This window comes from Malikia sp., assembly GCF_028687635.1.
Taxonomy (GTDB): domain Bacteria; phylum Pseudomonadota; class Gammaproteobacteria; order Burkholderiales; family Burkholderiaceae_C; genus Malikia.
This window is the reverse complement of the sequence record NZ_JAQTZS010000010.1, coordinates 1-22,794: the sequence shown is the minus strand read 5'-3', so window position 1 is coordinate 22,794 and position 22,794 is coordinate 1. Positions and strand designations below refer to the sequence as shown.

At 67.4% G+C, this 22,794-nt stretch carries 12 protein-coding genes; 10 read left to right on the top strand and 2 right to left on the bottom strand.

Annotation, left to right across the window (positions count from 1 at the left end; translation table 11 throughout):
* Nucleotides 1-42 precede the first annotated feature (42 nt).
* The 8 genes from PHR85_RS08100 to dcd all read left to right on the top strand — a co-directional run bounded on the left by PHR85_RS08100 (nucleotide 43) and on the right by dcd (nucleotide 8,388).
* Entirely contained in the window at nucleotides 43-1,002 is a 960-nt protein-coding gene (locus PHR85_RS08100) for a hypothetical protein (RefSeq protein ID WP_300052780.1), read from the top strand.
* A 12-nt stretch (nucleotides 1,003-1,014) separates the two neighbouring features.
* Nucleotides 1,015-1,560, top strand: a complete 546-nt coding sequence (thpR, locus tag PHR85_RS08095) for an RNA 2',3'-cyclic phosphodiesterase (protein ID WP_300052778.1) — start codon at nucleotides 1,015-1,017, stop codon at nucleotides 1,558-1,560.
* Nucleotides 1,530-3,074: an efflux transporter outer membrane subunit gene (locus PHR85_RS08090; protein ID WP_300052775.1), complete on the top strand. Its 1,545-nt coding sequence runs from the start codon at nucleotides 1,530-1,532 to the stop codon at nucleotides 3,072-3,074. Before thpR ends, PHR85_RS08090 begins: the two co-directional genes overlap by 31 nt.
* 6 nt (nucleotides 3,075-3,080) lie before the next feature.
* Nucleotides 3,081-4,379, top strand: coding sequence for an efflux RND transporter periplasmic adaptor subunit (locus PHR85_RS08085; protein WP_300052772.1), 1,299 nt, complete (start codon nucleotides 3,081-3,083; stop codon nucleotides 4,377-4,379).
* A gap of 111 nt (nucleotides 4,380-4,490) precedes the next feature.
* Nucleotides 4,491-5,738: a transposase gene (locus PHR85_RS08080; RefSeq protein ID WP_300052770.1), complete on the top strand. Its 1,248-nt coding sequence runs from the start codon at nucleotides 4,491-4,493 to the stop codon at nucleotides 5,736-5,738.
* 58 nt (nucleotides 5,739-5,796) lie between these two features.
* Entirely contained in the window at nucleotides 5,797-6,564 is a 768-nt protein-coding gene (locus tag PHR85_RS08075; protein ID WP_300052971.1) for an ABC transporter ATP-binding protein, read from the top strand.
* The gene (locus tag PHR85_RS08070) at nucleotides 6,564-7,778 is read left to right on the top strand and encodes an ABC transporter permease (RefSeq protein ID WP_300052767.1); all 1,215 of its coding nucleotides are present in this window, start codon (nucleotides 6,564-6,566) and stop codon (nucleotides 7,776-7,778) included. Before PHR85_RS08075 ends, PHR85_RS08070 begins: the two co-directional genes overlap by 1 nt.
* Nucleotides 7,779-7,815: 37 nt before the next feature.
* Nucleotides 7,816-8,388, top strand: coding sequence for a dCTP deaminase (gene dcd / locus PHR85_RS08065; RefSeq protein ID WP_300052764.1), 573 nt, complete (start codon nucleotides 7,816-7,818; stop codon nucleotides 8,386-8,388).
* On the opposite strand, the gene PHR85_RS08060 is transcribed toward dcd, so the two are convergent.
* Nucleotides 8,369-8,719: a zinc ribbon domain-containing protein gene (locus tag PHR85_RS08060; protein ID WP_300052761.1), complete on the bottom strand. Its 351-nt coding sequence runs from the start codon at nucleotides 8,717-8,719 to the stop codon at nucleotides 8,369-8,371. The two genes, dcd and PHR85_RS08060, sit on opposite strands and share 20 nt — an antisense overlap.
* Entirely contained in the window at nucleotides 8,674-9,195 is a 522-nt protein-coding gene (locus PHR85_RS08055) for a transposase (protein WP_300052759.1), read from the bottom strand. The genes PHR85_RS08060 and PHR85_RS08055 overlap by 46 nt, the downstream gene beginning before the upstream one ends.
* A 236-nt stretch (nucleotides 9,196-9,431) precedes the next feature.
* On the opposite strand from PHR85_RS08055, the gene PHR85_RS08050 reads away from it, so the two are divergent.
* Together PHR85_RS08050 and PHR85_RS08045 are read left to right on the top strand one after the other, a co-directional pair.
* Entirely contained in the window at nucleotides 9,432-19,988 is a 10,557-nt protein-coding gene (locus tag PHR85_RS08050; protein ID WP_300052757.1) for a cadherin-like domain-containing protein, read from the top strand.
* 236 nt (nucleotides 19,989-20,224) lie between these two features.
* On the top strand, nucleotides 20,225-22,794 hold a 2,570-nt coding region (locus PHR85_RS08045), incomplete at its 3' end, for a tandem-95 repeat protein (RefSeq protein WP_300052754.1).

The window sequence follows — 22,794 nt, the reverse complement described above, 5'->3', positions numbered from 1 at the left end:
TATCGGCCTAGAATGGGTCGAGCTGCATTCAGGGAGGGCGCCATGCCGATTGCCGCCACCACTGCCATCACCGCTGTCAAGGCGAAGGCGGGCCGACTCCGGTCGGTCTGGTCCATCTGGTCCGTGACCGCCTGGCTGATGCTCGCCTTGGCTGGCTTGGCGCTGGCTCCGTTGGCTTGGGCGCAGGATGCAGCCGCCCTGCGCGCGCGCCAGTCCGAGCTCGGCGCAGCCTTGGCCGACAGCGCCTTCGGGCGCCCCCTGGTGCTCGAATCGGTGCAGCAAGGCGACCGCCTGAGCGGCGAGATCCATGCCGTCATCGCACAGTCGTTCGCGGTCGCGGCGGCGGCGCTGCAATCACACCAGGCCTGGTGCGACATCCTGATGCTGCACCTCAATGTCAAGCATTGCCTGGCGCTGGGCACGGGTGCGGACCGCCGCCTGGAGATCGCCATCGGGCGCAAGCATGACCAGCCGGTGGCCGACGCCTTCGCCTTGAGTCTGGGCTATCGCATCCTGGTCAGCCAGCCCGACTATCTGGCCTTGCGGCTCGAAGCCGCCGAGGGTCCCTTGGGCACGCGCGACTTCCGGATCGGGCTTGAGCTGACGCCGCTGCCCTCGGGCGGCAGCTTCCTGCGCCTGAACTATGCCTACCGCTACGGGCTGGCGGCCAGGCTGGCGCTGCAGGGCTACCTGGCGACGCTGGGCCGCGACAAGGTGGGTTTCAGCATTGTCGGCCGCGCCGCCGACGGCAGCCCTATTTATATCGAAGGCCTGCGCGGCGCGGTCGAGCGCAACACCCTGCGCTACTACCTGGCGGTCGAGGCCTACCTGGGCGCGCTGGCCTTGCCAGCGGCGCAGCGGCCCGAGCGACGCCTGCAGGCCTGGTTCGACGCGACCGAGCGCCATGCGCGCCAGCTGCACGAGCTCGACCGTGACGACTACCTGGCGATGAAGCGGCGCGAGCTCGCGCGCTTGCCGGCCGGCAGCGCGGCGGCGAACTGACGCGGCCGGCTGATGACGCAGCCTGGCCCGCGCCTGTTTCTGGCCCTCTGGCCCGATGCCGCCGGGCGCGCCGCCTTGCGCGAGCAAGCCCTGTGCTGGGGCTGGCCCGACGCGGCCCGCCGCTATGAGGAGGCCGACTGGCATCTGACCCTGCATTTCCTGGGTCGCTTGCCATCCGACCGGCTGGCCGGGCTGCGCGCCGGCCTGGCGGTCGATTTCGAGCCCTTCGAGCTGATGCTGGACCGGGCCGAGCTGTGGCGCGGCATCGCGGTGCTGACCTGCGAGCAGATTCCACCCCCGCTATTGCGGCTGCACGCAGCGCTCGGGCAGGCCTTGCGGCGCCTGGGCCTGGCGCCTGATCCCAGACCCTATCGACCGCACCTGACGCTGGCCCGCTCGGCCATCGGCGCCTTGATGCCGCCCGAGCCGCCGGCAATTGCCTGGCCGGTGCGGGGCTACGCCCTGGTCCGCTCCACGGGCGACGCGCGCTGGCGTTACGATGCAGTGCAGCAATACCCCGACCCTCGATGCAAACCCGAACCCCCCTCGATCCGATGACGGCGCCGATCCGCCGGACCCGTCCTACTGGCCAAGCCGGGCGGGCGCTGGTCGGAGTCGCGCTGGCACTGGCATGGGTACCCGGCTGGGCCACGGCCGAGCCGGCCCAGCCAGACCTTGTCGCGCGGAGCGAAGCCGATGCCGCAGCCTTGCCTGCGGTCTTGCTGCCGCTGCAGTGGTCGCAAGCGTCGGCGGAAATGTCGACGGAAATGCCGGCGGTCGATGCCGCTCGGTCCAGGCCCGAGCCAGGCCCGACCGAGCTGGCGCTCTGGTGGCGCGGCTTCGGCGACAACGAGCTGATGGCGCGGGTCGATCGGGCGCTGCAGGCTGGCACCAGCGTGCGCGGCGCGCTGGCCGCCGTCGAGCAGGCGCGCGCCCTGCGCGATGTGGCGCAGGCCGGGCGCTGGCCCGAACTCGGCGCGAGCGCATCGGTCCAGCGTAGCCGCGTCGGCGATAACCCGGCGGCCAATGGCTGGCGCGCTGGTCTCGACGCCGGCTGGGACCCCGACCTGGCCGGCCGCCAGCGCGCCGGGGTCGCCGCTGGCGAGGCCGAGCTGCAGGTGGCGCGCTATGGCCTGGAGCAGGCCCGCGTGGACCTGGCCGCCGAGGTCGCGCTGGCCTATATCGACTTGCGCGGGCTGCAGGCGCGGCTGGCGATCGCGCGCGCCAACCTGGCGGCCCAGCAAGACACCCTCCAGATCACCGACTGGCGGGTGCAGGCCGGGCTGGCGTCCTCGCTCGATCTGGAGCAGGCACGCGCGGCGGCCGAGCAGACCAGGGCCCAGATCCCGGCGCTGCGGGCCAGCCTGAGCCAGACCGCGCACGCGCTGGCCCTGCTCGGCGGCCAGGCCCCAGCGGCCACCCAGTCGCTACTCGATTCCGTTCAGCCGATACCGCTGCCCCCGGCGGATCTGGTCCTGTCTTTCCCGGCCGAGACGCTGCGCCAGCGCGCCGACCTGCGCGCGGCCGAGCAGCGCGTGCTGGCGGCGCTGGCGCGGGTGCGGCAGGCCGACGCGGCGCGCTGGCCCAGCTTTCAGCTCGCCGGCTCGCTCGGGCTGGCCGCGACCCGGCCGGCCGACCTGTTCGAGCTGACCTCGCTCACGCGCACGCTGCTGGCGGGCCTGAGCGCCTCGCTGTTCGATGGCGGCGCGGCGCGGGCGCAGGTGCGCGCCCAGCAAGCGGCGCTGGAGCAGTCGCGCATCGGCTACGAGGCCGCCGTGCTGGGCGCATTGCGGCAGGTCGAGGACGCGCTCGCCGCGCTGGCGGGTGACCGCGAGCGGCTGGCGCGCCTGCGGGCCGCCGCCGAGGCAGCGGCCAACGCCGAACTGCTGGCGCGCCAGCGCTACGCCAGCGGCTTGATCGACTTTCGCACCGTACTCGACACCCAGCGCACCCTGCTGTCGGCGCAAAGCGAGCTCGAAGCCACCCGCGCCGCGCTCAGCGCCGACCATGTGCGCCTGTACCTGGCGCTGGGCGGCGGCTGGACGCCCGATGCCGCCGCCTCCAATCCCTGACCCCTCATGACCAAAACCGACGCTACCGTTCAACCTGCATCCGACGCCGTCGCGCAACTGCTGGGGGCCGATCGCCCGCCGCGCGGCTGGCGCCGTCCGCTCTGGTGGGTGCTCGCGCTGGTCCTGCTCGCGCTGGCGGCCGGCCTTTATTACTGGTCGGGGCGCCAGGCGCAACAGGCCCAGCCGCTTTACGTGACCGAGCCAGTCGGGCGCGGCGACCTCACGCTGACGGTTTCGGCCAACGGCACGGTGCAGCCGACGCGCTCGGTCAACATCGGCAGCGAGCTGTCGGGCACCGTGCGGCGCGTCTCGGTCGATGTCAACGACAAGGTGAGACAAGGCCAGCTGCTGGTCGAGCTCGACACCGCCAAGCTGTCCGACCAGGTCGCCCGCTCGCGCGCCGCGCTGGCGGCGGCCCAGGCCCAGCTCGCGCTGGCCACCGCCACGCTCAAGGAATCGCAGGCCAGCCTGGCCCGGCTGGAGGAGGTCGCGCGCCTGTCGGGCGGCAAGGTGCCGTCGGTGGCCGAGCTCGATGCCGGCCGCGCCGCGCTGGAGCGCGCCCGCGCCAGCGAGGACAGCGCGCGCGCCGGCATCGTGCAGGCCCGCGCCACCCTGTCGACCGACGAGACCAACCTCTCGAAGGGCTCGATCCGCTCGCCGATCAACGGCGTCGTGCTGTCGCGCTCGGTCGAGCCCGGCAACGCGGTGGCGGCCTCGCTGCAGGCGGTCACGCTGATGACGATCGCCGAGGACCTGCGCCGCATGCGGGTCGAGGTCAGCGTGGACGAGGCCGATGTCGGCGCGGTCCAGGTCGGCCAGAAGGCGCGCTTCAGCGTCGGCGCCTACCCCGCGCGCCAGTACCCGGCCGAGGTCACCCGGGTGGCTTTCGGCCCGACCAAGACCGACAACGTCGTGACCTACACCACCTACCTGGAGGTCGACAACCAGGACCTGAGCCTGCGCCCAGGCATGACCGCCAGCGCCAACATCGTCGCGACCGAGCGCCGGGGCGTGTTGCTGATGCCCAACACCGCGCTGCGCTTCACGCCGGTCAATGGCCAGGCGCAGGGCGGCAGCGTGCTGTCCATGATGATGCCGCGCCCGCCCGCCAGCGCGCGCAAGACCGCGCGCGCCGACAGCAAGGCCGGCGCCAAGAAGGTCTGGCTGTTGCGCGATAGCCAGCCGGTCGCGGTGGCCGTCAGCACCGGCATCAGCGACGGGCGCATGACCGAGGTCGTCGAGGGGGACATCAAGGAAGGTGACCAGGTCATCACCGACCAGCGCAGCGCCGGGAGCAAGCCTTGACCAGGAGCGCGGCAAGCCTCCCCCTTCAGGGGGAGGTCAAGAGCGCCGGCCCGCGCAGCGGACCACATCCATCACAGCACAGACCACCTTTGCTGCTACGATAGCCTGCCCATGTCGATCAAGGCTTTCCGCTTTCAGCTTCGCACAAAGCCCGGCACCGAGCGCGCCCTGCGCCGGTTTGCCGGCTCGTGCCGCTGGGTGTGGAATGCCGCGATCGCCGAGCAGCAGCGCCGGCGCGAGGCGGGCGAGAAGTTCGCCGGGCACGCAGCCATGTGTCAGTGGCTCACCGCATGGCGGCACGCGCCCGAAACCGGTTGGCTCGCTGAAACCCCGGTCCATCCGCTGCAGCAGACGCTGCGCCGGCTCGAAGCCGCCTACCAGCGCTTCTTCGCGGGCCAGGGCGGCTACCCCAAGTTCAAGCGGCGCGGCCAGGAGCCGGGCTTGCGCTTCCCCGATCCGAAACAGTTCGCGCTGGACCCTGTCAACGCCCGAGTGAAGCTGCCCAAGCTGGGTTGGCAGCGCCTGCGCCTGTCGCAGCCCGTGGTCGGCGAACCGCGCAACGCCACCGTCACCCGCGAGCGCGGTCATTGGTTCGTGTCGCTGCAGGTCGAGCTGCCCGACGTGTTGCCAGCCGCCGATCTGGCGCCGACGCTGGGCATCGATCTGGGCGTGGCCCTGTTCGCGGCGACCAGCGACGACCAGAAGATCGAGCCGCTCAAGGCGCTGGAGCGCCAGCAGCACCGCCTCAAGCGCTACCAGCGCGCCGTCTCGCGCAAGGTCAAGGGCTCGCGCAACCGCCGCAAGGCCGTGGGGCGGCTCAGCCGTATCCATGCGCGCATCGCCGCGCAGCGCAGCGACTGGCTGCACAAGCTGAGCTCGGAACTGGCAGATCGCCACCCGGTGATCGCCATCGAGGATCTGAAGGTCGCGGCGATGTCGGCCAGCGCCGCCGGCACGGTGGAGGCACCGGGCAAGCAGGTGCGACAGAAGGCGGGACTGAACCGGGCGATCCTGGATCAAGGCTGGGCCGAGTTCCGCCGCCAGCTCGCATACAAGTGCGCAGCCCGAGGTGGTGCCGTGGTGCCTGTGAACCCGGCCTACACCAGCCAGCGCTGTAGCCACTGTGGCCATGTCTCGGCCGACAACCGCCAGACGCAAGGCGTCTTTGCCTGCGTGGCCTGCAGTCACACTGAAAACGCGGACACGAACGCCGCGAAGAACATTCTGGCCGCCGGACTGGCGGTCTGGTCCCGTGGGACCGCAGCCTGTGGAGCGGAAGTCAGCCGCGCCAAGCCCGCGAGGGCGAAGCGCGCAGCCGCGAAGAAGCAGGAACCCACCGAAGGGTTGATGCGTGTCTAGCGCGCGCACCAACCCGGTAGGAATCCTCGGCCTTCAGGCCGGGGAGGAAGTCAACCCGCTGGTCGACACCGCCGAGGCGGGGCCGGGCGTGCCACTGATCCGCCTGCGCGGCATCGGCAAGACCTACGGCCAGGGCGAGACGGCGTTCCAGGCGCTCAAGGGCGTCGACCTCGACATCGCCGCCGGCGAGTTTGTCGCCATCATGGGTCCCAGCGGCTCTGGCAAGTCGACCACGATGAACATCCTGGGTGGGCTGGACCAGCCCAGCAGCGGCCGCTACTGGTTCCGTGGCGTCGAGGTGCAGTCGCTGGCGCGCGACGAGCGCGCCCGCTTGCGGCGGCGCTACTTCGGCTTCGTGTTCCAGGGCTTCAACCTGCTGGCGCGCACCTCCGCGCTGGAGAACGTCGAGCTGCCGCTGGTCTACCGTGGCGAGCCGGCCGTCGCCCGCCATGCCGCCGCGCAGCGGGCGCTGGAGCAGGTCGGCCTGCTGTCCTGGGCCGGCCACCTGCCTTCCGAGCTCTCGGGCGGCCAGCAGCAGCGGGTCGCGATCGCGCGCGCCATCGTGACCCAGCCGCAGGTGCTGCTGGCCGACGAGCCGACCGGCAACCTCGACAGCCAGCGCGGCCACGAGATCATGGAGCTGATCCAGCGCCTGAACCTGGAGCAGGGCATCACGGTGCTGATGGTCACGCACGAGGTCGACATCGCGGCCTACGCCGGGCGCATCGTGCGCTTCGTCGATGGCCGGATCGCCAGCGATGGTCCGAACCCGGATCGGGTCGGCCTGCCGCCGGCGCGGCTAGCGGCTGTGACGGAGGCGCGCTGATGTTCTTCACCACGCTGGTGCTGGCCTGGCGCTCGATCCGGCGCAACCTGCTGCGCAGCTTCCTGACCGTGCTCGGCATCGTGATCGGCGTCGCGGCGGTGATCACCATGGTCACGCTGGGCCAGGGCGCCACGCTGTCGATCCAGAACCAGATCGCCGGCCTGGGCAGCAACCTGCTGCAGGTGCGTCCCGGCCAGCGCCTGATGGGTGGACCTGGCGCCAGCGGCGCCTTCGCGCCGTCCTTTCGCGAACCGGACGCCGAGGCGATCGCGACCCAGATCGGCGGCGTGCGCGCGGTCGCGCCCGAGGCGCGCACCAGCACCACGGTGGTCGCCAACGGCCGCAACTGGAGCAGCAGCGTGATCGGCAGCCACAACGGCTGGCTGGCCACCGGCAACTGGCAGCTGCGCGAGGGGCGCGAGTTCAGCGCCGACGAGTTGCGCGCGGGGGCTGCCGTCTGCCTGATCGGCGAGACGGTGCGGCGCGAGCTCTACGGCAGCCGCAGCGGCGTCGGCGAGGCGTTGCGCGTCAAGCGGATGTCCTGCGAGGTGGTAGGCCTGCTGGCGTCGAAGGGGCAGGGCGCCTTCGGCAACGACCAGGATGACCTGGTGCTGCTGCCGATCAAGACGCTGCAGCGGCGCGTGACCGGCAACACCCGGGTCCAGACCCTGCTGGTCTCGATGCAGGAGGCCAGCGACCCGGCCCGCGTCAGCGCCGGCATCACCGAGCTGCTGCGCGAGCGGCGCAAGCTGGCCGAGGGCGAGGACAACAACTTCAACGTGCTCGACACCAAGCAGCTGGCCGACACCCTGTCGGGCACGACCCGGATCATGACCACGCTGCTGGGCGCGGTCGCCGCAGTCAGCCTGCTGGTCGGCGGCATCGGCATCATGAACATCATGCTGGTCAGCGTGACCGAGCGCACGCGCGAGATCGGCCTGCGGCTGGCGATCGGCGCGCTTGAGCGCGAGGTGCTGCTGCAGTTCCTGGTCGAGGCCGTGGTGCTGTCGAGCCTGGGTGGCCTGATCGGCATGGCGCTGGCCGCCTTGGCCGGCTTCGGCCTGGCGCGGGTGATGGACATGCCGTACGTGTTCCAGCCCGCGATCAACCTGCTGGCCTTCGTGTTCTCGGCCGGCATCGGCGTGCTGTTTGGCTACTTCCCGGCCCGGCGCGCGGCGCGGCTGGACCCGATCGAGGCGCTGCGCCACGAATGAGCGCGACCCCTACAATCGGGTGCAACTGGAGTCAAGCATGAGCATCAAGAGCGACAAATGGATCCGGCGCATGGCCGAGCAGCACGGCATGATCGAGCCTTTCGAGCCGGGCCAGGTGCGTCAGGTCGACGGCAAGAAGGTCATCAGCTATGGCACCAGCAGCTATGGCTACGACATCCGCTGCGCGCCCGAGTTCAAGGTCTTCACCAACATCCACAGCACGGTGGTGGACCCGAAGAACTTCGACGAGAAAAGCTTTGTCGATTTCCACGGCGACTTCTGCATCATCCCGCCCAACAGCTTCGCGCTGGCGCGCACGATCGAGTATTTCCGCATCCCGCGCAACGTGCTGACCATCTGCCTGGGAAAAAGCACTTACGCGCGCTGTGGCATCATCGTCAACGTGACGCCATTCGAGCCCGAGTGGGAAGGCTATGTGACACTGGAGTTCAGCAACACCACGCCGCTGCCGGCCAAGATCTACGCCGGCGAGGGCTGTGCCCAGGTGCTGTTCTTCGAGAGCGACAAGGACGACGTCTGCGAGACCAGCTACAAGGACCGTGGCGGCAAGTACCAGGGCCAGCAAGGCGTCACGCTGCCGCGCGCCTGATCCCGCGATCAGCGGAGCTGACTTCCTGCTTCGCCGAGGCCGGTTTCGTCTTCGTCTTGCGACGAAGGCCAGCGCCTTCCTCTCCACAGGCTGACACGGTGGAACTCACGGCCATGTTCTTGAGATTCACTGCCGCGTTCACGTCGCGGTCATGGACAGCGCCACAGTGCGGGCAGGTCCACTCGCGCACCGACAGCGGCAGTTGATCGAGCTGGTGCCCGCAGCCCGAGCAGGTCTTGCTGCTGGGATACCAGCGATCCGCGACGATGACTTGCCCGCCGCGCATCAAGGCCTTGTAGTCCAGTTGCCGCCGGAACTCGAAGAATCCCATGTCGGCCACCGACCGGGCCAGGCGACGGTTCCTGACCATGCCCTGGACAAACCAGCGCTCTGCCACGCGCGAGACGGTAGCCGACAGGACTTTGCCAGCGAGGCGTCGAGACTGAACTGGTCGTTGCTCAGACTGAAGCGGTCGTGCCGGCTTTTCTCGCGGAACTGCGGATAGCGGGCACGGCCGGCGAAGAAGCTCTGGAACGTCTGGCCCAGCTGGATGATCGCCATCTGGGGGGCGTTCTTGGTGACTTCGAGCATCCAGGAAAACTGCTCGCTCTTGATGGCGTTCAACTGGCGGCGCAGTGCCGCCTGCGAGGGCTTGGGCCGCGTCGGATCCAGTTTGCAGGTCTCGTACTGGCGCTTCCACTCGGTCAGCGCCCAGTTGTAGGCAAAGCGCGCCACGCCCGCCGCGCGGGCCAGACAGGTGGCCTGCGCGTTGTTCGGGTCGAGGGCAATCTGGTGCGCGATCAGCATGGCGGCATAATTCTGGCACGAACCCACACGGCTTGAACAGGGCTGCGCCTCTTCTCGTCACGCCGTCACAGTGCGTGAGCAGGTATGAGCATGAAAGAGAAGAATTAAGCAGGGTTTACGGTAACTGAATGAACCCCATTAACTTGCCGTTATTGGATTTTCCCCGACATATAAATGATAAGGATATCGGCTTTTCAGTTGTTATCCAAGAGAACACCATCTATTTTCTAGCTTAAATGAAAAACCGCCTAGCTGCAATCGTCGCGCGTCTGTACCGTACCCAAGTCAGTCGTCTGTTTCCGTCACGCGATCTGGCCATCACGGCCATCGGTCTGCTGCTGCTCGATACCGTCTGGGCTGACGCGCGCGCGCTGCCCGAAGAGGCCTATCCGCCCGCCAATCCCGAGCCGTCGCGCTCCGATGACGAGCTCCCGCAGGAGCCGCAAGACGCGGTGCCGTCCGAGGCCGCAGCCCTCTCTGCCGACCCGCTGGGACTGCTCATGCTCGTCGAGCAGATCGACAGGCCGGCTGGGGACCAGGCTGATGTTCCGCAGGAAGAGGCGACGGGGGGCAGCATCGCCGATGCCAAGATCGGGGCTCAAGCCGGTGCGACTGGCGCCGCAGCGGTCGGCCTGCCATTCAATCCCGTCTTGCTGGCGCCTCTCGCGCTCCTGGGGCTCGGCGGTGGCGGTGGCGGTGGCGGTGGCGGTGGCGGTGGCGGTGGCGGTACTCCCAAAAACAACGCCCCCGTCTTCAGCGGCGGCGGCACCGGCAGCGTCGATGAGAACGCCAAGGTCGAGACGGTGATCTACCAGGCGACGGCGACCGACGTCGAAGGCAGCGCCATCGTCTACAGCCTGGCCGGTGCCGACAGCGCGCTGCTCAACATCGACCCGACTACCGGTAAGGTCACGCTGAAGGCGTCCGCCGACTACGAAACCAAGTCGAGCTACAGCTTCCAGGTCATCGCGGCCGATGGCGACCTCGGCACCGTGCGCGACATCACCGTCACGGTGAACAATCTGACCGAAAACAACGCCCCCGTCTTCAGCGGCGGCGGCACCGGCAGCGTCGATGAGAACGCCAAGGTCGAGACGGTGATCTACCAGGCGACGGCGACCGACGTCGAAGGCAGCGCCATCGTCTACAGCCTGGCCGGTGCCGACAGCGCGCTGCTCAACATCGACCCGACTACAGGTAAGGTCACGCTGAAGGCGTCCGCCGATTTCGAGACCAAGTCGAGCTACAGCTTCCAGGTCATCGCCACCGATGGCAATCTCAACCCCGCGCGCGACATCACCGTCACGGTGAACAATCTGACCGAGAAGACGATCAACGTCATCGACGGCCCGCTGATGAACGCCTGGGTCTACTACGACGCGAACAAGGACAGTGTCGCCGACGACAGCGAAAAACTCGGCAAGACCGACGAGAACGGCGCGCTCAAGATCTCGTACAAGCCGGTGGCCGGCGCGAAGTTCATCGTCGTGTCGGATAAGGACACCGTCGACGTGTTCACCGGCAACAAGTTCTCGCTGACCCTGGTGGCCAACGATAACCAGACGACTACCGGCCAGGTGCTGTCGCCGCTGTCGACGCTGATCGCGTCGGGCATGGTCACGGAAGCCGAACTCCTGAAGGCATTGGGTCTGGTGCTGCCGGCGGGTGAGACTCTGGACTCGTTCAACTTCGTCGCAGCGATCCAGAGCGGGACGGCCAACGCCGCGACGCTGGCCGCGGCGCAGAAGATGGCCGCCGCCGCGATCGCGATCGGCAACGTGATCGAGGCCGCGCTCAATGCCAAGCAGGCGCTCAACGGCGGCACGCTCAGTCCAAGTGAAACCAGCGCGCAGATGACACAGGCGTTCGCGATCACCGCGACGGTGATGAAGGCACTGCCGGCGCGCACGTCGATCGCCGATGTCACGAAGATTGTGACGAGTCTGTCGCTGGCCTCGACGTTGGACAGCAGCTTCGTCGCCTTCGACTTCATCGCCAAGGAGACCGAGGGCGGCGCGACGCTAAGCGCGGCGGCGGTCACGCAGGCGGTCAAAGCCGCGCTGCTCAGCCATGTCAGCTATTTCAGCGAGCTCAGCGAGCTGATCGCGACACAATCCGACCAGCTGGCAGCTACCAATAGTCAGATCGAGACACTGTTGCTCAGTGCGGGAAATCTGGAGAGCCTGAACGCGCTTCTCGCCGATATCGACCAGCTGGAGAATGCGGCAGAGGAGAGCGGGTACGGTATCGTCAACTCGTTTGCCGGCCTGAACCTGCTCAAGGACAGCGCGACGGTGATCGAGCAGCAGGCCGAAGCCATCCATGGCAACCTGCTGAGCAACGACGAACTGCCAGCGGGCACCGGCCTGTACTCGATCAACGGCACGCTGGTGCCTGATTCTGCCGATGGCAGCGTGGTCGTGATGGGTAAGTACGGCACGCTGACCGTGCACAAGTCGGGCGACTACAGCTACATGCCGGGTGGTGATAACGTCGACAACGTGCTGGCCGGCAAGATCGGCCAGGACGATTTCACCTACGCCGTAAAGAACTCGGACGGCGTCCTGGCGACCCAGAGGCTTTCGATCGAGGTCACGGGCACGGGCTACGGCGACCCCGCTGATGCCAACCACGCGCCAGTGGGCGTGGCCGACACGCTGGCGGCGACCGAAGATCAGGCGGTGACCTACACCGCCGCCCGGCTGCTGGGCAACGACACCGACGCCGACGGCAACCCGCTGAGCATCAAGAGCGTGACGGCCGGCACGGGCGGCACGGTGGTGCTGAACCAGGACGGCACGGTCAGCTTCACGCCGAACGCCAACTTCAACGGCGCGGCCAGCTTCAGCTATGTGGCCACCGACGGCGCGCTGGATGCGGCGGCGACGACGGTGACGGTCAACGTGGGCGCGGTCAACGACGCGCCGGTGGGCGTGGCCGACAGCCTGGCGGCGACCGAAGACCAGACGGTGACCTACACCGCAGCGCGGCTGCTGGGCAACGACACCGACGCCGACGGCAACCCGCTGAGCATCAAGAGCGTGACGGCCGGCATTGGTGGCACGGTGGTGCTGAACCAGGACGGCACGGTCAGCTTCACGCCGAACGCCAACTTCAACGGCGCGGCCAGCTTCAGCTACGTGGCCACCGATGGCATGCTCGACAGCGTGCCGGCGACGGTGACGGTGAATGTCGCGCTTGTCAACGACTCGCCGACGACGGGCGCGGTGATGCTGGCGGCGATCGCCGAGGACAGCGGCGCGCGCGTGATCACGCAAGCCGAGCTGTTGGGCAGCGCGATCGATGTGGAAAACAACACGCTGGTGGCCAGCGCCCTGGCCATCACCACGGGCAAGGGAACGCTGGTCGACAACGGCAACGGCAGTTGGACCTACGAGCCGGCAGCCAACGACGACACGGCGGTGAGCTTTGGTTACACGATCACCGACAACGGCACGACCAATGGTGCGGCTGATCCGAAGGCGGTGGCCGGTACGGCGACCCTGGACCTCACGCCGGTCAACGACGTGCCCAGCGGCCAGAGCGCGACGCTGACCCTGCTCGAAGATGGCGGCAAGACTTTCGCGGCCAGCGACTTCGGCTTTGCCGACGCCAGCGGCGAGAGTGACACGCTGAAGTCGGTGCTCATCACCACGCTGCCGACGGCGGGCACGCTCAAGCTCAATGGCGTTGACGTGACGGTCAACCAGGCGATCGCGGCGGCCGACCTGGGCCAGCTGGTCTTCACGCCGGTGGCCAACGCCAACGGCGCGGGCTACGCCAGCATCGGCTTCAAGGTGCAGGACAGCGGCGGCACGGCCAATGGCGGCATCGACACCAGCGCGGCAGCGACGCTGACGATCAACGTCACGGCAATCAACGAAGCGCCCAGTGGCCAGAGCGCGACGCTGACCCTGCTCGAAGACGGCGGCAAGACTTTCGCGGCCAGCGACTTCGGCTTTGCCGACGCCAGCGGCGAGAGTGACACGCTGAAGTCGGTGCTCATCACCACGCTGCCGACGGCGGGCACGCTCAAGCTCAATGGCGTTGACGTGACGGTCAACCAGGCGATCGCGGCGGCCGACCTGGGCCAGCTGGTCTTCACGCCGGTGGCCAACGCCAACGGCGCGGGCTACGCCAGCATCGGCTTCAAGGTGCAGGACAGCGGCGGCACGGCCAATGGCGGCATCGACACCAGCGCGGCAGCGACGCTGACGATCAACGTCACGGCAATCAACGAAGCGCCCAGTGGCCAGAGCGCGACGCTGACCCTGCTCGAAGACGGCGGCAAGACTTTCGCGGCCAGCGACTTCGGCTTTGCCGACGCCAGCGGCGAGAGTGACACGCTGAAGTCGGTGCTCATCACCACGCTGCCGACGGCGGGCACGCTCAAGCTCAATGGCGTTGACGTGACGGTCAACCAGGCGATCGCGGTGGCCAACCTGGGCCAGCTGGTCTACGCGCCGGTGGCCAACGTCAACGGCGCGGGCTACGCCAGCATCGGCTTCAAGGTGCAGGACAACGGCGGCACGGCCAACGGCGGCATCGACACCAGCGTGGCAGCGACGCTGACGATCAACGTCACGGCTGTCGACGACGACGTCAGGGATGACAGCGAGACGCTCAGCGTGCTCGAGGACAGCCCGATCACCACTGGCAACCTGCTCACCAACAGCAGCAGCGTCGACGGCGCGGTGACGGTCAAGGCCTTCAGCATCACCGGCGAAACGGGTACCTTCACGCTGGGCCAGGCCCACACCGTGGTGGGCAAGGGCACGATCACCATCAATGCTGACGGCAGTTACAGCTTCACCCCGGCGACCAACCACCACGGCAGCTTCCCCGTGGTGAGCTACACCGTCACCGACGGCAGTGGCGCGGATGTCAGCAGCACGCTGTCGATCAGAGTCACGGCGGTCAATGACGCGCCGCGCGGCACGACGGCGACGCTGACCATGCTCGAAGACGGCGGCAAGACTTTCGCGGCCAGCGACTTCGGCTTTGCCGACGCCAGCGGCGAGAGTGACACGCTGAAGTCGGTGCTCATCACCACGCTGCCGACGGCGGGCACGCTCAAGCTCAACGGCAGCCCCGTGACGCTGAATCAGGCGATCGCGGTGGCCGACATTGACATTGGCAAACTGGTCTTCACGCCGGTGGCCAACGCCAACGGCGCGGGCTACGCCAGCATCGGCTTCAAGGTGCAGGACAGCGGCGGCACGGCCAATGGCGGCATCGACACCAGCACGGCAGCGACGCTGACGATCAATGTCACGCCGGTCAATGACGACTTCAGCGACGACAACGAAATCCTCCCGAGCGTGCTTGAGGACGGCACCGCCAGCGGCAACCTGCTGACGGGCACCAGCAGCGTCGACGGTCCGGTGACGATCAAGGCCTTCAGCATCAAGGACGAGCCTGCGGGCAGCACCTTCACGCTGGGTACAGCCTACGACGTGAAGGACAAGGGCCAGATCACGGTCAGTGCCAATGGCGACTACAGCTTCAAGCCGGTGGCCAACTACTACGGCGGCTTCCCGGTGGTGAGCTACACGGTGACTGACGGCCTTGACGATGACGATCCCAGCACGCCGGAAGGCGATCTCAGCACGCTGACGATCAACGTGACGTCGGTCAACGACGCGCCGACGACGAGCGTGGTGACGCTGACGGCGGTGCTCGAGGACAGCGGCGCGCGCGTGATCACGCAGACCGAGCTGCTGGGCAAAGCGACCGATGTGGAAAACGACAAGCTGGTGGCCAGCGCCCTCGCCATCACCAAGGGCAAGGGAGCGCTGGCCGACAACGGCAATGGCAGCTGGACCTACACGCCGGAGGCCAACGACGACACGTCGGTGAGCTTTGGCTACACGATCACCGACAACGGCACGACCGATGGGAAGGACGCGCCGAAGTCGGTGGCCGGCACGGCGACGCTGGACCTCACGCCGGTCAACGACAACTTCAGCGATGCCAACGAAACCCGGATCGTGAGCGAGGACTTCCCCGCCGCCGGCAACCTGCTGACGGGCACCAGCAGCGTCGACGGTCCGGTGACGATCAAGGCCTTCAGCATCAAGGACGAGCCTGCGGGCAGCACCTTCACGCTGGGTACAGCCTACGACGTGAAGGACAAGGGCCAGATCACGGTCAGTGCCAATGGCGACTACAGCTTCAAGCCGGTGGCCAACTACTACGGCGGCTTCCCGGTGGTGAGCTACACGGTGACTGACGGCCTTGACGATGACGATCCCAGCACGCCGGAAGGCGATCTCAGCACGCTGACGATCAACGTGACGTCGGTCAACGACGCGCCGACGACGAGCGTGGTGACGCTGACGGCGGTGCTCGAGGACAGCGGCGCGCGCGTGATCACGCAGACCGAGCTGCTGGGCAAAGCGACCGATGTGGAAAACGACAAGCTGGTGGCCAGCGCCCTCGCCATCACCAAGGGCAAGGGAGCGCTGGCCGACAACGGCAATGGCAGCTGGACCTACACGCCGGAGGCCAACGACGACACGTCGGTGAGCTTTGGCTACACGATCACCGACAACGGCACGACCGATGGGAAGGACGCGCCGAAGTCGGTGGCCGGCACGGCGACGCTGGACCTCACGCCGGTCAACGACGCGCCCAGCGGCCAGAGCACAACGCTGCCCGTGCCCGAAGACGGCAGCAAGACTTTTGCGGCGGCGGACTTTGGCTTTGCCGATGCCAGCGACAGCCCGGCCAACGGCCTGCAGGCCATCATCATCACCGCGTTGCCCCTAGTGGGCACGCTCACGTTCAAAGGCGCGGCCGTCCAGGCCGGCGACTCGATCGCGGCGGCCGACCTGGGCCAGCTGGTCTACGCGCCGGCGGCCAACGCCCACGGCGCGGGCTACGCGACGATCGGCTTCAAGGCGCGCGACAACGGCGGCACGGATAACGGTGGCGCCGACACCAGCGCGGCGGCGACGTTGACGATCAACGTCACGCCCGTCAACGACGCGCCCACGACCAGCGCGGTGACGCTGGTGGCGGTTGCCGAAGACGGCGTTGCACGGACCATCACCCAGGCCGAGCTGCTGGCCAACGCGGCTGATCTGGAGAACAACAAGCTGACGGTGAGCAACCTGGTCATCACGGCCGGCGGCAAGGGCACGCTGGCGGACAACGGCGACGGCAGCTGGACCTACACGCCGGAGGCCAACGACGACACGGCGGTGAGCTTTGGCTACACCATCACCGACAACGGCACCAGCGGAGAGCCAGGCACGGCCGATCCGAAGTCGGTGGCTGGCACGGCGACGCTGGATCTCACGCCGGTCAACGACGCGCCCACGACCAGCGCGGTGACGCTGACGGCGATGGCCGAAGACGACACGCGCACGATCACGGAGACGGAGTTGCTGGCCAACGCGGCTGATCTGGAGAACCACAAGCTGACGGTGAGCCACCTGGCCATCACGGCCGGCGGCAAGGGCACGCTGGTGGACAACGGCGACGGCAGCTGGACCTACACGCCGGCCTTGAACGACGACACGGCGGTGAGCTTTGGCTACACCATTACCGACAACGGCACCAGCGGAGAGCCAGGTACGGCCGATCCGAAGTCGGTGGCTGGCACGGCGACGCTGGACCTCACGCCGGTCAACGACGCGCCGACGACGAGCGTGGTGACGCTGACGGCGGTAGCCGAAGACAGCGGTGCCCGGACCATCACCCAGGCCGAGCTGCTGGCCAACGCGGCCGATGTGGAAAACGACACCCGGGTGGCCAGCGCCCTGGCCATCACGGCCGGCAGCGGCACGCTGGCGGACAACGGCGACGGCAGCTGGACCTACACGCCGGCCTTGAACGACGACACGGCGGTGAGCTTTGGCTACACCATCACCGATAACGGCACCAGCGGAGAGCCAGGCACGGCCGATCCGAAGTCGGTGGGCGGCACGGCGACACTGGACCTCACGCCGGTCAACGACGCGCCGACCGCGACGCCGATCACCAGCAGCAAGACGCAGAGCGATGCGCTCTATACGCTGAATCTACTGGCCGGCGCCAGCGACATCGACGGCGATACGCTCAGCGTCAGCGGCGTCAGCTACCAGATCAATGGCGTCGCGGCCACGGCGCCGGCGGGCCTGAGCCTGTCGGGCGGTCAGCTGCGGGTCGATCCGGCCGCGTACCAGCAGTACGACAAGGGCGAGCAGGCCGTCATCACGGTCAGCTATCAGGTTTCCGACGGAACCGTGACGACGCCGAACCAGGCGACGATCACGATCAACGGCGAGGATGAAGTCCTGATCTTCAGCTCGGGCACCACGCTGGGCGAGAGCCTCAAGGCGCTGCAGCAGCGGGCCATCGATATCGACCGTGTGGGGATCACCCATGTCGACGGCCGCCCGGACAGCCTGACGCTGTCGCTGGGTAGCGAAAGCAGCCCGCTGGTCGCCGACAACCTGTCGCGGTTCGGCATCGATGGCAACGGCAATGGCAAGCTGGATGACACCGAAATCGGCACCGGCAACGTGACGCTGACGGTCGCCAACCCGACGCAGCTGGGCGAGGCGGCGAAGCTGGCCGGCGGTCTGAGCGCGGCGGGCATCGATGTGGTGCATATGGTGAATCTGGCCAGCGTGAACGGCGACTACAACGCAGCGCTGTCGGCGCTGCTGACGCAAGCGTCGCAGACGGGGCTGACTGATCTGACGGCGCTGCACAACGCGGGCCTGACGACTCGGATCGATCTGGGCGGCGTGGACAATGACGTCCAGGTGACGCTGACCGATGCGCGGGTGCGGCAGCTGATCGACGTGGGCCTCGAATTCGCGGCAGCTGACAACATTTGGCTCGACGCCGACACGGCGCAAGACATGCACCTGGGCAAGAGCCTGAAAGACCTGCAGAAGCTGGGCGTGGACAACGTGCAGCTGCTGCCGGGTGGCGTGACGGTGGATCTGGGCAGCGGTGCCGCGCTGAACGAAGTCGGTCTGCTGTTTGGCGATATCGACGGCGACGGCGAACTCATCCAAGACGAGCTTGCCGCAGCTCATGTGACGCTCGCCTTGGGCGATGCGACGCAGCTGGGCGAGGCGGCGGCGCTGGCTGGCGGTCTGCATGCGGCCGGTATCGATGCTGTCAAGATCGACCTGACCCATAGTGATCTCACCAATAGCGTCGATCTGACGGGTGTGATGAATGGCCTGGACGCGCTAAGCGGTGTCGGTCTGGTGAACCAGATCGTGCTGAGCGACGCGCAGCTGCTGATCAGCGAGAGTCTGGCAGTCGCGGCGGCGGCCGATGCGATCGCGCTCGGCGCGGCGGCAGGCACCCACCTGGGCACGAGTCTGAAGAGCCTGCAGAAGCTGGGCGTGGACCACGTGCTGCTGGCGGGCGCCGAGGCGAGCGCCAGCCTGACCGTGGACCTGGGCGACGTCGATGCGCTGGTCGCAACCGACCTGCCGACCTTCGGCATCGACGTCAACAGCGACGGCGTGCTGACGGGCAGCGAAATCGGCGCTGGCAAGGTCACGCTGGCGGTCGCCGATGCGACGCAGCTGGGCGAGGCGGCGGCGCTGGCCGGTGATCTGCAGGCGTCCGGTATCGACGCGGTGAGCATCGATCTGACCTCGGGTCTGAGCGACAGCGCCTACCTGACGGGCGTGATGACGGATCTGGGCGCGCTGCGCGGCGCCGGTCTGGTGAATCAGGTCGCACTGAGCGACGCACAGGCGCAGCAGCTGATCGACGCGGGCCTCGCATTCGCTGCGGCTGACCATATCTCGGTCGACATCAACTCGGCGGCGGGCATGCACCTGGGCACGAGCCTGAAGGACCTGCAAAAGCTCGGCGTGGACGACGTGCTGCTGGCGGCCAGCGCAGGGCACAGCCTGACGGTGGACCTGGGCACCGGCGCCGCGCTCAGCGCGACCGGTCTGCCGCTGTTCGGCGACACCGATCAGAGCGGACAGCTCTCGACAAACGAAGACCAGGCGCTCGATGTCACGCTGGCCGTTGCCAGCCACAGCGATCTGCAGGACCTGCAGAGCGTCGCGAGTGCGCTCGTCGCCGCCGGCGTCGATCATCTCGCGGTTGACCAGTTGGCGCTCGACGACCTGGCCAGCGACGCGGCGCTCAGCGCGCTGATCAGCGCCGGCCTGGACTTCGACGTGCGCGTCGACGACTCGGTGGCCGCCAGCCAGGCCCGCTTCGAGCAGGCAGTCGATATCGTCAAGAACGACGTCGATCTGGTGCCCGATGACCTGACCGGCGCCAACCTGGTCACCCTGGTGGATACGCTGAAGACTTCCGGCATCCACTCGATCGACCTCCAAGCGAGTGCCTCGGTCACGATCGACGACGGTCTGGCCGCCGCGCTGCACGACGCCGGTCTGCTGACCGCGCTGCCGCAAGCGGAGGTCTGGCTCGACACCAGCGCCGCGCAGCTGCAGACCAGCCTGAAGGCGATGGCCGATCTCGGAGTCGACAAGGTCACTTCGACCAGCGATGTCGTGGTCGAGCTCGGGACCGGGACAGATCTGAGCGAACTGAGCACATTGCTCCAATCTTTTGTCAAAGAAGACGGAACGACCGCTACCAAGTCGCTGTTTAACCACCTGGCGCAGCTCGACGTCGGCATCGTCGCCGACGAGGCAACGCTAAGCAATGCGCTAAACGACATGGAGTCTTCCGGTGTCAAGCAGCCGCTGTACGACTTGGGCATCCGCACGGTCGTCGCGGTGATCGGGGACGCGACGGAGCTGTGGACCTTCGACGACACCCAGCACTACTGGACGAAAACAAACACCTAAATGACATCAATACCCCCCGATGGCCCTTTTGCAGGCCGGTTTTGGCGGTTCGTTTTTGAAATGACGTAGAATAAAATCCACTAACTTGCCGTTATTAGATTTTTTCTTGGCACTGAAATGATCGAAATAGCCGCTTCCCAGTTGTCGTCCTCGAAAAGACTATTCAAGGTCTAATTCAAATGAAAAATCGCCTAGCTGCAATCGTCGCGCGTCTGTACCGTACCCAAGTCAGTCGCTTGTTCCCTTCGCGTGATCTGGCCATCACGGCCATCGGTCTGCTGCTGCTCGATACCGTCTGGGCTGGCGCGCGGGCGCTGCCTGAAGAGGCCTATAAGCCCGCCGATCCCGAGCGACTGCGCTCCGATGGCGAGCTCCCGAAGGAGCTGCAAGATGCGGTGCCGGCCGATACCGTCGCCGCCGCCGACCCGGCCGAGCCGCCCGTGCCCGACGAGCCGGCGAAGGACAAGGCCGACGTCCCGCAGGAAGAGGTGGCGGAGGCTCCGGCAGAGGGCAGCATCGCCGACGGCAAGATCGGTGCCGAGGCAGGGGCTGAAGCCGGCGCAACGGCTGGCGGTACGAGTGCGGGTGCCGGTGCGGCGATCGCTGCCTTCTCGCCACTCGGCCTCGGCCTGCTCGCGCTGGCGCCTGTCGCCCTCTTGGCATCGGGCGATGGTGGCGGTGGTGGAAGTGTCAACCACGCGCCGACAACGGACGGTGTCACTCTTACCCCGCTGCCCGAGGACAATAGTCGCAAGATCACGCAGCAAGACCTGCTGTCCAATGCCAGGGATGTCGATGGCAACCTGCTAAAGGTAACCGATCTGAAGGTCGTCAGCGGCAAGGGCCAACTGGTCGACAACGGCGACGGCAGCTGGACCTACACACCGGCTTTGAACGACGACTCGTCGGTCAGCTTCAGCTACCAGGTCAGCGACGGCCAGGCGACGGTGCCCGGCAGCGCGACGCTGGACCTGACGCCGGTCAACGACGCCCCCGTCTTCAGCGGCGGAGGCACCGGCAGCGTCAATGAAAACGCCAAGGTCGAGACGGTGATCTACCAGGCGACGGCGACCGACGTCGAAGGCAGCGCCATCGTCTACAGCCTGGCCGGCGCCGACAGCGCGCTGCTCAACATCGACCCGAAGACGGGCGCGGTGACGCTGAAGGCGTCCGCCGATTTCGAGACCAAGTCGAGCTACAGCTTCAAGGTCATCGCGACCGACCAGGACAACCTCAGCAGCGCGCGTGACGTCATCGTCTCGGTCACCGATCTCAACGAAAAGCCGCTGACTGTCATCGACGGTCCGCTGAACAACGCCAAGGTCTACTACGACACGAACAAGGACGGTGTCGCCGACGAGAGCGAGTACCTCGGCCGCACCGACGCGAACGGCGCGCTCAATGTCTCGTACCAGTCGGTCGCGGGCGCCAAGTTCATCATCGTCTCGGACGAGCAGACGACCGATACCTTCACGGGCAAGAAGTTCTCGCTGACCCTGTCGGCCAACGACGGGGCGGGTAACCCGGTGGTATCGCCGCTGTCGACCCTGGTGGCGTCGGGCGCGATCACGGAGACTGAGCTCAAGGCGATGCTGGGGCTGCCAGCGAACCTTGACCTGGGCTCGTTCAACTTCGTCGAAGCGATCAAGAGCGGGACGGCCAACGCCGCGACGCTGGCGGCGGCGCAGAAGATGACCGCCGCGGCGATCTCGATCGGCAACGTGATCGAAGCCTCGCTCAACGCCAAGCAGGCCGGCGTCAGCGCCAGCGATGCGATGACGCAGGCGTTCAAGATCACCGCGACGGTGATGAAGGCACTGCCAGCGGGCACGCCGATCGCCGATATAACGAAGATCGCGACCAGCCTGTCGCTGGCCTCGGCGCTCGACAGCAATTTCAATGCCTTCGACCTCATCAAGACGGCGACCGCTGGCGGCGCGACGCTGAGCGCCTCGGCGGTCACGGCCGCGGTCAATGCCGCGCTGCCCAGCAATCTCAGCGCGCTGATCGCGACACAATCCGATCAGCTGGCAAAAACCAACGACCAGCTTGAGACGCTGCTGAAGAACGCGACCAGTCTGGATAGCCTGAACGCGCTTCTTGGCGATATCGGTGACCTGGAGAATGCGGCGGAGGAGAGCGGGTACGGCATCGTCAACTCGCTTGTCGGCCTGAATCTGGTCAAGGACACCGCGACGGTGACCGAGCAGCAGGCCGAAGCGATCAAGGGCAACCTGCTGGACAATGACGGCGAATTGCCGGATGGCGCCAGCTTGTACTCGGTCAACGGCACGCTGGTGTCTGATTCGGCCGATGGCAGCGTGGTCGTGATGGGCAAGTACGGCACGCTGATCGTGCAGAAGTCGGGCGACTATAGCTACGTGCCGGGCGGTGACAACGCCGACAACGTGCTAGCCGGCAAGATCGGCTTGGACGATTTCACCTACACCGTCAAGACCGCAGATGGCGCCTTGGCGACCCAGAGGCTTTCGATCACGGTCAAAGGCACCAGCTACGGCGACCCCACTGATGCCAATCATGCGCCGGTGGGCCTGGCCGACAGCCTGGAGGCGGCCGAAGATACGGAAGTGACGTACACCGCAGAGGATCTGCTGGGCAACGACACCGATGCCGATGGCAACCCGCTGACGATCAAGTCGGTCACGAGCGGCACGGGCGGCACGGTGGTGCTCAACGAGGACGGCACGGTCACCTTCACGCCGGACGCCGGCTTCAACGGCGAGGCCAGCTTCAGCTACGTGGCCACCGATGGCACGCTGGATACGGAAGAGACAGCGGTCACGGT